Annotated in this window: 13 protein-coding genes; 10 read left to right on the top strand and 3 right to left on the bottom strand. The window is 57.9% G+C overall.

The annotated features are described in order from the left end of the window. From AB4120_RS14225 to AB4120_RS14210, 4 genes are all read left to right on the top strand, one after another. Positions 1 to 839: phosphate acyltransferase (locus AB4120_RS14225; RefSeq protein ID WP_441642448.1), on the top strand; the 839-nt coding region annotated here is incomplete at its 5' end. Next, entirely contained in the window at positions 836 to 1,897 is a 1,062-nt protein-coding gene (gene hisC / locus AB4120_RS14220) for a histidinol-phosphate transaminase (protein ID WP_441642447.1), read from the top strand. The genes AB4120_RS14225 and hisC, both read left to right, overlap by 4 nt. Positions 1,898 to 2,426: 529 nt before the next feature. Next, entirely contained in the window at positions 2,427 to 2,711 is a 285-nt protein-coding gene (locus tag AB4120_RS14215; RefSeq protein ID WP_441642446.1) for a hypothetical protein, read from the top strand. Between the two features lie 77 nt (positions 2,712 to 2,788). Further along, positions 2,789 to 3,415, top strand: coding sequence for a tyrosine-type recombinase/integrase (locus AB4120_RS14210; RefSeq protein ID WP_441642445.1), 627 nt, complete (start codon positions 2,789 to 2,791; stop codon positions 3,413 to 3,415). A 344-nt stretch (positions 3,416 to 3,759) separates the two neighbouring features. Here the strand turns inward: AB4120_RS14210 and AB4120_RS14205 are convergent, their stop codons facing one another. Continuing rightward, the gene (locus AB4120_RS14205; RefSeq protein WP_441642444.1) at positions 3,760 to 4,854 is read right to left on the bottom strand and encodes a Gfo/Idh/MocA family protein; all 1,095 of its coding nucleotides are present in this window, start codon (positions 4,852 to 4,854) and stop codon (positions 3,760 to 3,762) included. A gap of 366 nt (positions 4,855 to 5,220) precedes the next feature. Between AB4120_RS14205 and AB4120_RS14200 the strand changes: the two genes are divergently transcribed. From AB4120_RS14200 to AB4120_RS14180, 5 genes are all read left to right on the top strand, one after another. Beyond that, complete coding sequence (locus tag AB4120_RS14200) at positions 5,221 to 6,201, top strand: zinc-dependent alcohol dehydrogenase family protein (RefSeq protein ID WP_441642443.1); 981 nt, start codon at positions 5,221 to 5,223, stop codon at positions 6,199 to 6,201. 48 nt (positions 6,202 to 6,249) lie between these two features. Beyond that, positions 6,250 to 6,549: a tautomerase family protein gene (locus AB4120_RS14195; RefSeq protein ID WP_441642442.1), complete on the top strand. Its 300-nt coding sequence runs from the start codon at positions 6,250 to 6,252 to the stop codon at positions 6,547 to 6,549. Between the two features lie 230 nt (positions 6,550 to 6,779). After that, positions 6,780 to 7,604, top strand: a complete 825-nt coding sequence (locus AB4120_RS14190) for an alpha/beta fold hydrolase (RefSeq protein ID WP_441642441.1) — start codon at positions 6,780 to 6,782, stop codon at positions 7,602 to 7,604. A gap of 128 nt (positions 7,605 to 7,732) precedes the next feature. Further along, on the top strand, positions 7,733 to 8,680 hold the full coding sequence (locus AB4120_RS14185; RefSeq protein WP_441642440.1) for an MBL fold metallo-hydrolase: 948 nt from the start codon (positions 7,733 to 7,735) through the stop codon (positions 8,678 to 8,680). A 53-nt stretch (positions 8,681 to 8,733) separates the two neighbouring features. Beyond that, positions 8,734 to 9,171, top strand: a complete 438-nt coding sequence (locus tag AB4120_RS14180) for a DsrE family protein (RefSeq protein ID WP_441642439.1) — start codon at positions 8,734 to 8,736, stop codon at positions 9,169 to 9,171. Between the two features lie 30 nt (positions 9,172 to 9,201). Here the strand turns inward: AB4120_RS14180 and AB4120_RS14175 are convergent, their stop codons facing one another. Next, on the bottom strand, positions 9,202 to 12,063 hold the full coding sequence (locus tag AB4120_RS14175; RefSeq protein WP_441642438.1) for an ATP-binding protein: 2,862 nt from the start codon (positions 12,061 to 12,063) through the stop codon (positions 9,202 to 9,204). Between the two features lie 403 nt (positions 12,064 to 12,466). On the opposite strand from AB4120_RS14175, the gene AB4120_RS14170 reads away from it, so the two are divergent. Then, positions 12,467 to 13,465, top strand: coding sequence for a zinc-dependent alcohol dehydrogenase family protein (locus tag AB4120_RS14170; RefSeq protein WP_441642437.1), 999 nt, complete (start codon positions 12,467 to 12,469; stop codon positions 13,463 to 13,465). 72 nt (positions 13,466 to 13,537) lie between these two features. Here AB4120_RS14170 and AB4120_RS14165 read toward each other — a convergent pair whose 3' ends face one another. Continuing rightward, positions 13,538 to 14,389: a LysR family transcriptional regulator gene (locus AB4120_RS14165; protein ID WP_441642436.1), complete on the bottom strand. Its 852-nt coding sequence runs from the start codon at positions 14,387 to 14,389 to the stop codon at positions 13,538 to 13,540. Between the last annotated feature and the right edge of the window lie 59 nt (positions 14,390 to 14,448).

Raw genomic sequence — 14,448 nt, 5'->3', positions numbered from 1 at the left:
TGCTGACGCACCGCATCGAGCGCTTCGGCCTGCGCCTGCGCATGGGCGTGGACTTCACCGTGGTCAACCCCGAGCACGACGAGCGTTTCCGGGATTATTCGGAAAGCTATTACAAGATGATGGCGCGCGAGGGCGTGACCCAGCAGTACGCCAAGCTGGAAATGCGCCGCCGTACGACGCTGATCGGCGCCATGCTGGTCAAGAAGGGCGAGGCCGACGGCATGATCTGCGGCACGGTCAGCACCACGGCCGCGCACCTGCGCTACATCGACCAGGTACTGGGCGGCACGAACAAGGTCTACGCGGCCATGAACGGGCTGGTCCTGCCGGGTCGCCAGATCTTCCTGGTGGACACCCACGTCAACATCGACCCGACCGCGGAGGAGCTGGCCGAGATCACGATGATGGCGGCCGAGGAACTCAAGCGCTTCGGCATCGAGCCGAAGGTGGGCCTGCTGTCGCATTCGAACTTCGGCACGTCCGAGGCGCCTTCGGCCCGCAAGATGCGCGATACGCTCGCCATCCTGCGCGAACGCGCACCGGAACTCGAGGTGGATGGCGAGATGCACGGCGACAGCGCGCTCGACCAGAAGCTGCGCGATTCGCTGGTGCCGGACGGCGCGCTGGTGGGCGAAGCCAACCTGCTGGTGTGCCCGAACATCGACGCGGCCAATATCTCGTACAACCTGCTCAAGGTGGCGGCGGGCAACAATGTGGCCATCGGCCCGATCCTGCTGGGCGTGAAGGCGCCGGTGCACATCCTGACGCCGTCGGCCACGGTGCGGCGTATCGTCAACATGACGGCACTCGTCGTAGCAAAGGCGATCGCAGAGTCATGACAAAATACTGGAGTAACCTCGCAAAAACTCTCACGCCATACGTACCCGGCGAACAACCCGAGCAGCCCCACGTAACCAAGCTCAATACGAACGAGAACCCGTACGGCCCATCGCCTCGGGTGACAGAAGCCATCCGAGGCGCGGCCAGCGCTTCACTCCGACTCTATCCAGACCCCGAGTGTCGGGCACTCAGAAGTGTCGTCGCCAGCTATCATGGAATTCCCAGCGAGTACGTGTTCGCTGGAAATGGCTCCGATGAGGTTCTCGGCCTTTGTTTCCAGGCTTTTTTTGACCCGGGCATTCCGATTCTGCTGCCAGACGTTACTTATAGTTTTTATCGGGTGTACACAAGGCTGTTCCGTCTCACGCACCGGGAGATCCCGGTTACGGATAGCCTTGCGGTCCGTGTTAGCGACTACACCACTCCCTGCGGCGGTATCGTTCTTGCCAATCCGAATGCACCGACGGGCATGGCACTCCCGTTGGCTTCAATCAGAAGCCTGCTCGAAATGCATAGAGAAACGGTGGTTATCGTGGATGAGGCATATGTCGACTTCGGAGCGGAGTCATCGCTGGCTCTCCTACCCGAATACCCCAACCTCATCGTTGTCCGGACAATGTCCAAGTCCAGATCACTGGCTGGGCTGCGCGTTGGATTCGCATTTGGACAGAGCCACCTGATAGACGCGATAAATCGTGTGAAGAATAGCTTCAACTCCTACCCAGTGGGACACCTTGCACAACTGGGCGCCATTGGTGCTTACGAAGATGATCACTATTTTCAAAGGACACGCGCGGCAATTATCGAATCACGCGATGTCATGACGGCGGATCTCCGAAAGCTTGGTTTCATTGTGCTGCCTTCGAAAGCAAATTTTCTCTTCGCCCATCATCCGAGCTTAGCAGCAAACGCTCTTGTAGAAGCGCTTCGACGCGACCGAATCCTTGTACGCCACTTTCCCGAGGAGCGCATAAGGGATTACCTACGAATCTCGGTCGGTACGGCATCTCAGTGCGCGGAGGTTGTCAGATCGCTTAAAAGAGCCTTGATACGCTGAGCCAGGCCGAGGATAAAGCAAGACGGCCTGTTTTACACGGAGAAGCCGTTCACAAACCTGCCTTTTCCTTGGCCGTTACCGCGTACTCATGGGAAGCTCAAGCCCGCTTGGTAAGCACCGCCCAGACTCCGTCATATCGGGAAGACGCGTGGAGCTCGCAGAGAGCGATCGCTCTTCCACTCGAAGTTGAGGAAGGTTAGATGCGCACACGTTTGCGATCAAAGATTCCAGCAGGGTCGAGAGCCGCCACCAGACATCGCCCCCACAACCGCAACTACTCCGAGCACCACATCGGCACCTCTTGCGGCGGCGTCGGCCGCCCTGTGCAACAAGGTTGCCCTGCCTGCGGCACAGATTTCAATGATCCATCATGGAGAAATCTGGTAGCACGAAAGCAGCACAAACCTAGAACGCAGACGTTGTTGCGGAGTTGGGGCGAAGAACTGAAATGGGTCTTCAGGGACGGCTACGACGGAGAAGTGGGCAACCGACCGAGACCGGCCACAAGCGGACATAAACGCGACGGAGAATGATGAATCCCTACAGCTTAATGCTCCAAAAAGCATCGATGGAGATGCGGCAGTTTCAACAGACCAGCCCAGAGGCAAGCCAGTTTGAGAAGAGTTGGCTCGAACGGCTCGCGGCACGTCTGGAACAGGCAAGTAGTCTTAGCGAAGCGGCCTCAGCAGAGCAGGAAATACTAGCGATTGCAAGAAGCGACATCGACTCTGGACCATCGAACATGACCGCAATGCCATCGTTCTATCTGGCACTCGATGCCGTTCAAAGGACACGCAAGCATCGGTCTGTCTGAACGTCTGCAATGGGTCGGATAGCGACCGTTGCAAAAAGCGCAAACTGGATCTCCCTTCACCTGAAAAGGAGATCATCATGGACACCGCAAACTCTCCTGCCGCGCCTCGCATACCGTGGAACAAGGGAAAGATCACGGGTCAGAAGCCGCCCCTGAAGCTCAAGGAAATCTGGGCGATCCGAACCAGGCTGCAGATGTCCGCGAGCGCGCGCGAGCTGGCGCTGTTCAACCTAGCAATCGACAGCAAGCTCCGCGCTTGCGATCTCACTCGGCTGCTGGTCCAGGACATATGCCACGGCGGCCACGTGGCTGCGCGGGCGACCGTAACGCAGCAAAAGACCCATCGACCGGTGCAGTTCGAGATCACCGAACAGACACGCGAAAGCGTTGATGCTTGGATTCGATTAAACCGTCTGCGTCCATCAGACTATCTGTTCCCAAGCCGGCTTCACGCCTCGGCTCATCTTTCGACGCGGCAGTACGCCAGGTTAGTTCACTGTTGGATCGCTTCGATCGGGCTCGATGATTCCGCCTACGGGACACACACCATGAGGCGAACGAAGGCTTCGTTGATCTACCGGCGGACGAAGAACCTGCGCGCGGTGCAGTTACTCCTCGGGCACACGAAGATCGAGAGCACGGTGAGATACCTCGGCATCGAGGTCGACGATGCCCTCGAAATGGCGGAGCAAACCGAAGTGTGACGGCATCATGGCCGGCGAGCGGACGCTTGCCGGCCAGAAGGTGACATCGCGGCTGCAGATAGGGGAAGACCGGAATTCGGTCGCAAACGGCCGTTCACCCCCCACGGGACGTATAACCGGCGCCGTGAGAGCCCCGCGAAGATTTTCCAGGCCGCGCCTTCCGCCAACACTCTACGCACGAGTCCCTCGTATTAGGCCAGCACCACCGCCCACCAGCGAGCGCGACACACCGGTCCATTGCCAGCCCGCTCCGCAGCGGGCCCCTCTTTGTGCGCATGGTCGATCGCAAACTTCGCTTTCGCCTACACCGTGCTTCTCGAAATGCTCGTAAGTCGTTCAACTCACTACCGCACGAGTCGGTGCGCAACCTTTCCGGTCCGCGCAATTTCGTCGACCAAGTGATGAAGTTCTACTGCATCGTCAAACGTTGGAGCGAGATGCGTGCCATCCCGTAGGTCTGAGGCCAGGCGCCGGTATGAAAGAGCCATACTCTGCGTCAACCCGGCTTCCAGACCAAGGGAATAGGCTTCGGGAATTTCGACATCCGCCAATGGCCGCCCGTGCTGCGCGGCTTGCACCCGGAAGCCACCCATACCCGTATAGCCAACGGGTGACGTCACGACGATATCGCCCGCATCGCCGTTGATCTCCCAATGAAAATTGGTCGCACTGGACATGCCACCACGAAAATGCGCATTCACAAAGACGCCAGTGTCCAGCAGACCGGACACCGCCACCTGATCGGCCGCCGTCATGGCGACATCCTGCCCCGTCTCGTCGATGCGTATCGTCTTCCGCACACTCGCCACTCTCGCGGAGACGTCCGCAAACTTTCCACGCAGCGCAGTGAGCATGGCATCCAGAGTATGACCTACTACAACGTTGACCATGCTGCCCCCAACGGCAGGGTCCAGCGTGTACGCAAATGACTGAGGCAGCGTATTTCCCCAAACGATGCCTGAACCAATGAAGCTTGACGAGATCACGCGACCGATATGCCCGTCGACGAGCAGGTCCCGCACAAAATTGATCGCAGGTGCGGCACGTGTCTGAAGACCGATGGCGGCCGGCAAGCACTTGGCGCGAGCCAGGTCGCGTATCGCCATAGCGCTCTCCAGATCAGTGGACAGCGGCCATTCGCAAAGGACGGCTTTCCCCGCATTCAGAGCTGCTTCGATCAGCTTGCGGTGCTCGGGCACTTTCACGCAGATCACCACAAGGTCCACCTCCTGATCATTGACAAGTTGATCCGTCGTGTCGAAAGCAAGGGACACGCCGAACTTGTTGGCAGCGGCTTTGGCCGTATCTAGCTCGCGATGGCTAATTGCAGTCAGCTTGAAGTCGGCCGACAGTTGGAGCGCGGGGATGTGGGCAAGCGTTGCCCACCCTTTGTCCGGATGGACGCCAATAATACCTACGCGAATAGGCTGAGAAGTCATACGAAAATCCTCGGATGCGAGTTGCAGGAACGGCTGGGCTCTAGAAGATAGAACATTTCTCGCACCAGTTGGCCCGTCCTTCCTGCACATGCGTAAGATTTCACAAGAATGTCCGAAGGAGACGCCCTCCGATAATCTTGCGGCCCTAGGCGGTCGCGCGACATTCCACCCCAGATTATCCGTCGGCTGACGGAGCTCTCTGCAACATGATCGTCCGCAATGGCACCATGGCGCCGGCCGTGCAATCACACGATTTCACGACATTTCACTGGCTGTCATCGAGGCTGGTTGCCATAGTTCGCAAGGACACCGAGTCGCAATCCCACCGCCGCAAGAAATGGGGGACTTATGAGCGCCGAGAATTCCATGGATGCACTGGTTCTGCGCAGCCACAACTCACCATTTGTGCGCGCAACCGTCGCGCGGCCGGTGCCCGGACCGGGTCAAGTCCTTGTTCGGATCAAGGCTAGCGGCGTCAATCCGCTCGACCTCAAGATCAAAAGTGGGCATGCCGCCCACGCTAAACATCCCCTGCCCGCGATCCTTGGGATGGACCTGGCGGGCGTCGTCGAGGAGGTAGGTTCCGAGTGCACTGGCTTCAAACCAGGAGATGAGGTCTACGGACTTACGGGCGGCGTAGGTGGACTGCAAGGATCTCTCGCAGAACTTGCTGCGGTCGACTACGAATTGCTTGCGCCCAAGCCAGTGAACCTCGATATGCGAGAGGCAGCAGCATTGCCGCTGACATTCATTACGGCATGGGAGGGACTTGTTGACCGCGCGCAGGTCGAGGCGCGGCTGAAGGTCCTCGTCCAGGGTGTGGGCGGCGTCGGCAACATCGCCATTCAGATAGCAAGAGCCTTCGGTGCGGAGGTTTTCGGCGTAGACAGTGTCGAGAAGAGCAGCTTGATCGAACAACTCGGAGCAACCGCGATCAATTATCGCGAGAGCGCCGTGGATGAATATGTTGCGGATCATACGGGTGGAAACGGCTTCGACATTGTCTACGACACCGTCGGCGGGGCAGGTCTGGACGCATCATTCCATGCCGTCAGGCGGTTCGGTCATGTTGTCAGCTGCCTCGGCTGGGGCACGCATTCACTTGGACCGCTGTCGTTCCGCGCCGCTAGCTATTCCGGTGTGTTCACGCTTTTGCCAATGTTGACCGGCCAAGGCCGGGCACACCACGGCAACATCATGCGGGAGGCTACACGGCTGGTTGAGGACGGGAAGATCGTCCCGCGAGTCGATCCTCATCGCTTCTCACTAGACTCCGTTGCAGATGCATATCGATTGATGGAGACCCGTGGTGTTGCCGGAAAGGTCGTCATTGACGTCGACACCTGAGTACATCTGTAGTCTGCGACCATTTTCCCACGTTGGAGGATCTACATCATGCCATTTGTAAACATCAAGTTGGTGGAAGGTGTATTTACACCGGAAGAGAAGCACGCGATGGCCAAGGCCATTACCGAAGTGATGGTGAAGTTCGAAGGATCGGAAGCGTTCAGGGAGGTCGTCTGGGTGTTGATCGAGGAGCTTCACACAGATGGCTGGCACATTGGTGGAAGGCCCTTTGAGGGGCCGAAGTCGCTGATGGAGACGCTGGGTAATTCGAAGATGATTTTCGAGAGTATCGACGGCAAGCCGACCTCGCGGAAGGAGTTCGCTTCCGCCGCGCCGGTTCGCGGTTGAAGACGCCCAGTTCCGATCGATTCGCTAGCGACACCGAAACTTCGGCCCGTTCTCACGGAGACTTTGAGATGAAGACTTCGCCCTCTGGTATCTGGACTCTTTCTCGCCGCGACGTCCTGTTTGGTGCCGCAGGCGGCGTCATATCGACAGCAGGCCTTTCGGCGTCGCCATTGGCTGCGAGAACGGACTCCGCCCCGCGCAAAACGGGGCATAGCAAAGGAGATATGCACATGAGCACCATCACAACAAAGGACGGAACGCAGATCTTTTATAAAGACTGGGGATCAGGACAGCCGATCGTCTTTCATCATGGGTGGCCGCTCAGTTCGGACGACTGGGACAACCAGATGCTGTATTTCATGGCGCAAGGCTATAGAGTTATCGCCCATGATCGACGGGGTCACGGTCGTTCGACACAGACCGACACCGGCAATGACATGGACACCTATGCTGCCGATGTGGCTGACCTGGTTGCTGCACTGGACCTTAAGAATGCCATTCACATTGGCCATTCGACCGGCGGCGGCGAAGTTGTGCGTTATGTCGCCGCCCACGGCAAGGGGCGAGTCGCCAAGGCTGTGCTGATAAGCGCAATCCCACCCGTCATGGTAAAAAGCGCGAACAACCCCGGGGGAACGCCGTTGGAGGTGTTCGACGGCTACCGTAATGCACTTGCCAGAAATCGGGCCCAGTTCTATCTCGATGTTGCGAGCGGCCCATTCTACGGATTTAACCGGGCCGGCGCCAAGACCTCCGAAGGCCTGATCCGGAACTGGTGGCGCCAAGGCATGATGGGCGGGACCAAGGCACATTACGATTGCATCAAGGTGTTCTCCGAAACCGACCTGACGGAAGACCTGAAGCGCATTGATGCTCCAGTCCTGGTCATGCACAGCGAAGACGATCAAGTTGTACCGTTCGCGGACTCTGCGCCACTCGCCGCCAAGCTCCTGAAGAAGGGGACGCTGAAGGTCTACAAAGACCTCCCCCATGGCATGTTTGCAAGTCATCCGGACATCATCAATCCTGACGTACTGGCCTTCCTGAAATCCTAAACCAGGAAAGTTGAAATCTGGCTGGGGCAGCACCCGCAGCGACCGGTCCTCGGTTCCTATGCGTAATACCTGCCCCGTGAACCGAGATTCATGGCGGTCGATATGAGCCCATGATAGGAGGTTGCAGCATGTCAAACGTCACAGCATCAGGTCGTGCAGCGAATCTGCTCTTGTCACTCAGTTTGCTTGGAGCACCGCTGACGGTTGCTCTTGCACAGAACTCCGCCGAAACGCCTTACGACAAAATCAACGCCGCTGCCGCCGCCTCTTCTATCACGACGCACGCGCTGCGCGGCGGCGTCAGCATGCTGGAAGGATCCGGCGGCAACATCGGCGTGCTGTCAGGCCCTGAAGGCCTGCTGCTGGTCGATTGCGGAATTGCGGTGTCGCAGAAGAAGATCGAGGCTGCGCTGCAGAAGTTGAGCAAAGGACAAATTCGTTACGCCGTCCTGACACATTGGCATTGGGACCACGCAGATGGAAACGGCTGGGTCCGTCGACAAGGCGCACAACTGATGGCAACCGGTGAGTCGATTAAGCGACTCTCGCAGACCATTCGCGTCGAGGAATGGGGGCATACGTTCAGTCCGGTTCCCACAGCCGATCTTCCGAATGTCAGCCTCGACGGAGCAAAGACGCTCAATTTTGCGGGTGAATCGGTAATCATCCGCCCGTACTCCCATTCCCACACCGATGGTGATGTCTCGGTGTACTTCCAGCGCGCCGACATCCTGGTGACAGGCGACACTTACTGGAATGGCATGTACCCCTTTATCGACTACATGGTCGGAGGGAGCATCGACGGCATGATCGAGGCGGCGAAAGCGAACATCGAAATGGCGACACAGAGGTCTATCGTCATCCCCGGCCATGGTCCTGTCAGCGACCGTTCGGGACTTGTTGCATTCCATGACATGTTGGTTGATGTTCGCAAGCAGGTAGCGGCCCTGAAGGCAAAGGGCCTGAGTCTTCAAGAGGTTCAAGCCGCGAAGCCGACTGCCGCCTACGACGGCAAATGGGGACAATCGATCATCAGCGGTGGGCTTTTCACCGCGCTGGTTTATCGCGGCGTTTGACATAGCGACATCACTGCCACACGGTAGCAATGACAATTCATGCAGGAGGCACCATGCCCGAATCCGTCAGTACTCTAACCATCGATGTCCCCGTTCACCTAGAGCAGGTCGCTTCCGTGCATAGCATCGGTTCCCTTCAATTTGAGGGCGATCTTCCCGCGGCACTTTTTCACCTCCAACTCATCACCGACGATATTGCGGAATGGAAAGCACGGTCTGAGGTGATCGTCGTGGTCCATACCAATGCGGGACACGTTGCATTGAACGATCATGCATATAACGCGTCCCGCAACATCTCTACTGGCAACCCGTACAAGGATCTCGTGGCCGAGCTGGTGAGCCGCGGCGTGAAGATGGAACTTTGCGGCGCAACGGCTCGCGTTAACGGCTGGGGCAACGCCGACCTGCTACCGAACGTGAGGATCAACCTTGACGCCATGGCGCGGACAATCCAGTTGGTGCAGCAAGGATTCGTGAAGATTACCGAATGAAACGCCCTGCCCGGTTCTCTGACGGCGGCACTAGGAATCGAGGAGCGACCTCGCGGTTATCAGATCTTCGGTGGCAAAGCCTTCCCGGAACTTTGCATAGACATCGGCCAGTGTATTCCTCGCCTGCGCGGCGGACGGCTTGCCACGGTGAAAACGCACCATGCTATTTGCCACTCGCAGTTCCCATGAAAGCGCCCCTTGTCGCCGCGCCCAGTCAAGTGATGTCTGGAGCAGCCGCCCAGCGGCACGGTGGTCTTCCTCGTCTTGTTGCAGTATCTCGCTTTTAATCCGTATAAGTTCTGCAATGCACCAGCGCTCTTCTTTTGCTTTGGCGCGCTGAATACCGTGATCCACCGTGGCGAGCGCCTCCGCAGTCGTGCCGCTCTGGTAGGCGGCCTGTGCAATCAGGCTAATGAAACCTGTGCTGAAGTGAGCGAAAAGTCTTCCCTCCTGAAGCTCACCGAATGCGCTGCGAAGACGCGGTAGCCCCCATGCGAAGTCGCCTCGCTTGATGGCGAGCGCCGCTTGCCAACAGCGTCCCAGGACGTTCCACGGACCCAAGCCATGTCTGTCTGTCAATTCAAGCAGCATCGCGATGGACTCTTCCGCTTTCGCATGATCGCCGACGAATAGTGCGACGGGGCAAGCACCTAGAGAGAGCGCATCGCATAGAGAGATCGCATGGTCGCTCGCTAACGCCTCAGCGACACCGCTTTGCGCAGCGCGCATGGCTTGATCGGGATTGCCCTGCAGCCACAGCATCTGCGCCAGCAATACACGCGACGCGACGACTTGATCGAATCGGAAGCGAAGCGAGCTTGCGACAGTGGGGGCAATCCGATGCGCGAGCAATGCTTCGATATGGCTTCGAGCGCCAGTGAAATCGCCCATGGAGAACAAGGGGGCACCCAACAACCTTTCCGCAAGCATTCGGTCTGCAGCGCTTGTCGCTAGGTCCCTGAACTGATATGCCGTATCTAGCGCTCCCCGGTAATCCCCCGCGCCGATTTGGCAGAACCATAGTCCCCATAGCGCCTCTAGCTGGCTTTCCACATCAGACAAATCCTTGGCAACCGTGTAGGCTTTTTCCCAAGCGGCGGCTGCTTGCGGGGCGAGTCCAGTCGTGAAAACCCGCGATAATCCCAATGCCATGTACAGCTTCATCACATGGCGTGCCTGGGCCGCCCACTCTTTGCCGGGCGGCACGCATGACAATGCGCTTTGCACACGATTACGACATTCGCTCACCATCGACAGTTGAAACCATAGTGGTATTGCGGCAGCGGTGAGTGCAACACAAAGATCAGAGTCGCCGGTTGACTCGATGGCCCAATCCAGCGCCGACTGGATGTTACTGACGTGGCGACTGTAGCGTGCCAGCCAATCACTTGTCGGGGTGTCCTCGAGTTCCTCAAGGGCATTGCCGAGCAAGGTACAAAGACATCGCGAGAGTAATTCTGCCGACACATCCACTTCTTCGTTTTCGGAAAGCTTCGAGAACGCGTACGCCCGTGTCGTATCCAACAGCCGATACCGTAGCGTTGCCCCATAATGAACGGGGTTGACAAGGGATTTGCCGATGAGATTCTCGATATGATCAGACACATCGCCGCTATTCGGTATAGCGTCGGACGAAATTGCCACTGCCTCGGCGAATGTGAATTCCCCCGTGAATATCGACAACCTGCGCAATAGCCATTGCTCAGTCTCCGCTAGTGTGTCGTAGCTCCAGTCGAGAGTCGCAGTTAAGGTTCTGTGACGCGGAAGCGCGGTGCGACGACCGCCGATCAAAAGCCTCAGGCGATCATCCAACCGCTCAGCGATTCCCCGTAGTCCAAAGGCGGCGACTCTGCTCGCCGCCAGTTCGATCGCAAGTGGAATCCCGTCCAGTTGGCGGCATATGTCCGCGACGACTGGGGCATCGGTGTCACGCATGGCAAATCCATCGAAGCTTGCGGACGCGCGCTCTACGAAAAGTTCCACTGCAGGATATGCGAAGGCTTGATCCGCGGTCAGGCCTGCCAACACCGGCGGCACGTGTAACGGGGCGAGCCGATAGACGCTTTCCCCTTCCGCTCGCAGCGCCTCCCGACTTGTCGCCAGAATGTGAATGCCAGGCGCGCGCTTCAGTAACGCCTCAACCAGGAATGCAACCGCATCGATGAGACGTTCGCAACTGTCCAGAATCAGCAGCGTTTCCCGATTGTGCAGATAGGCGGCGACATCCGTGAGCGGCTCCTCTGAGACACTGGGAAGCCCGAAGGCCGTAGCGAGCGTACTCGGAATATGCTGTGGATCCGATAACGGAGCGAGCTCGATCAGGGAGAGCCCATCCGCATAATCCGATGCCAATTCAGCCGCGGCGGCCAGGCAAACTGTTGTCTTGCCTATTCCCCCGGCACCCACAATCGTTACGAGACGGAAGCGTTGAAAGCGTCCTTTTACTGTGCCGATATCTTCCGTCCGTCCAATGAGGCGCGTCAGACGAATTGGAATGTTGTGTCCTTCCTTCGCGATACTTGACCCGCCCGTGAGGACACGATTGGCCGGCAGCACCGGCGCCACAAAGCGATAGCCACGTCCTGAAACGGCCACAATGTAAGGTGTACTCGAGCTTTCGGCACCAAGCACGCGTCTGAGGGCGGCCACTTGCGCTCTAAGGTTCGATTCTTCCACAACGGTATTTGGCCAAACCTGCGCGGTGAGTTCATCCTTGGTGACCAAGTCACCCGCGCGATTAACAAGCGCAACCAATATGTCTAGGGCTCTTTCGCCAATCCGGACCGGCATGTCTTCTTTGAGTAATACATGACGCTTCAGATCCAGACGAAATGGACCGAATCTAACCGCTTCGACGTCGATTTTCGGAATTATATTTGTTGGTTTTGACATTCCTGAGGTTCCCCTATCTTGTTTCGGCAACGTTCGGCAATTCCTGCCCAATATAGGCTTAACTGACGCATTTTCCGAATCGGATTTAGCGGAGAGCTCTTGCGCGCTTTGGCGATAGCTAGGACGAGGGAAATCGTCAGGCGCGGTTCATCAGAAAAAACGGCGCGGCGATTTGCCTCAAAACGCACTTTAGTCACTGCGATCGTCCGACCGCGGGCGCCCAAGTTGATTGTGGAGTGCGCCGGCCGCTATATATGCCGTACATGGCACTTGCGAGGAAGGAGCCGACCCACCCGGCACCCCATGCAAAATTGTATGAATGCCGTGCCAATTTGTTGGTTTACGCCGGACACACGCTAGCCAAACAATGCAGGCACCCAAATCGAGCATCTAAGGAGCTCCCATGACTGACGACCGCATGCTTGCCCTGACCATCGAGTCCGCCGGTGCAGATTTCAATAAGGCACAACTTCCGAAGCCGGTTGCCGGCGTAGGTGAGGTGCTCGTACGCATCGTGGCAAGTGGTGTTAATCCACTGGATACAAAGATCCGTGTGGGAAATGCCGCGCATGCCCGGCACCCTTTCCCTGCCGTCCTCGGTATAGATATGGCCGGTGTGGTTGAGGCCGTGGGCCCCGGCGTAACCCTATTTGCGCCTGGCGACGAGGTGTATGGAATGACCGGGGGCGTCGGCGGCCTGCAAGGCTCTCTCGCGCAGTATGCCTCCGTCGATGCTCGCCTGCTTGCACATAAGCCGCGCCGGCTGGCGATGCGCGAGGCGGCAGCTCTTCCATTAGTTTTTATTACGGCGTGGGAAGGCTTGGTCGATCGAGCCAACGTACAAGCCGGCCATAAAGTCTTGGTCCACGGAGGCGCAGGTGGCGTGGGGCATGTTGCCGTTCAAATTGCCAAGGCCCTCGGCGCGGACGTGTACGCAACCGGCTCAGCGGGCCAAAAGGACGTGATCGAAGGCTTCGGCGCGACATACATCGACTACGCAGCGATGCCGGTCGAAGGGTACGTCAACGCTTACACGAACGGTGAAGGCTTTGACGTCGTTTATGACACGGTCGGCGGAGCAGTGCTAGATAATTCATTTGCGGCTGCCCGCACGTACGGGGGGCACGTGGTCAGCTGTCTCGGCTGGGGAACTCACAAACTCGCCCCGCTGTCTTTTCGCGCAGCCACGTATTCAGGGGTGTTCACACTTTTGCCCATGCTCTCCGGCCGGAAGCGCGAGACGCACGGTGCAATTCTCCGAGAAGCGACCGTCTTGGTCGATGCAGGAAAGTTGTCGGTAATGGTTGATCCACATGCATTCGATATGGACAGCGCAATTGAAGCGCATCGCCTCGTTGAATCTGGCGGGGCAAACGGAAAAGTCGTCGTAGATATTAGGTAAGCAGCGCGCTGATTCTGCAAGGACGAACGACCTCGCGAGTTGCATAGCAACTTGCGAGGCGCAAACCAGATGCTAGTTCCTCAGCATTGCAATGGCTAGATCGAGGAACGTCCGCAGCCTGCCAAGCCGCCGAAGGTCGCGATGATATCCGACCCAGACATCCCTGGCAGGGGGAGGATTACCAACATCAAACTTCTGAAGTCCGCCAATGCGTTCGGCCAACACGCATGGCAAGACTGCAAAGCCCACCCCACTCGCACAAAGTCTCGCCTGCGCCTCTCTGCTGTTGCTGCGGAAGGCTGTCGACGCATTAGGAAACCTCTCGCGCAGCCACGAGACGTCTGGAAGCGTGGAAAAGCTTGCGTCCAACGTGACAAGGCGCAGTCCCGCTCCATCCCCGAGCGTGGGTGGTTCGCTGAGCAAGGACCCGTACAGACCATACTCCATGTGAAGCAGCTTGCTTTGAAGGACGTCTACCTCCTCGAACTCGCGGCTCCGAAACACCAAATCGGCTTCACGGCGAGCAAGGCTTAGCAACCGGTGGTCCGTAACAAGCTCCACTGTCACAGCGGGATGTCGTCGCGTATATTCAGCAATTACGTCGGTAAGGACATGAACGCCAAACCAATCTGAAGACGAAACTCGCAGCACGCCTTCTAATTCCTCAGCTTGGCCAGAAAGTTGCCTCTCAAACGAAATGGCCTCTTTCTCCATCCTCTCCGCGCCGGCAAGAACCGCCGCACCTTCGTCGGTAAGCACGAAGCCTTCCCCCGTGCGCTGAAACAGTGCATGACCCACGGCCTCTTCCAGCGCCTTTAGACGGCGCCCCATCGTCGGTTGAGTCTGCCTGAGCGCCTTTGCAGCACCGCCTAAAGTGCCGGCTCGCGCTATGGCCAAAAAGATTCGTACGTCGTTCCAGTCCAACTCTGCTTATCCTTCGGCAAAGAAAGTCGCCCTAGCGTACAACAATACTGCCCTAGAGT

This window comes from Cupriavidus sp. 2KB_3, from assembly GCF_052115685.1.
Classification (GTDB): domain Bacteria; phylum Pseudomonadota; class Gammaproteobacteria; order Burkholderiales; family Burkholderiaceae; genus Cupriavidus; species Cupriavidus campinensis.
Note: the sequence above shows the minus strand (reverse complement) of the source record. Positions and strands in the feature narration are given on the sequence as shown.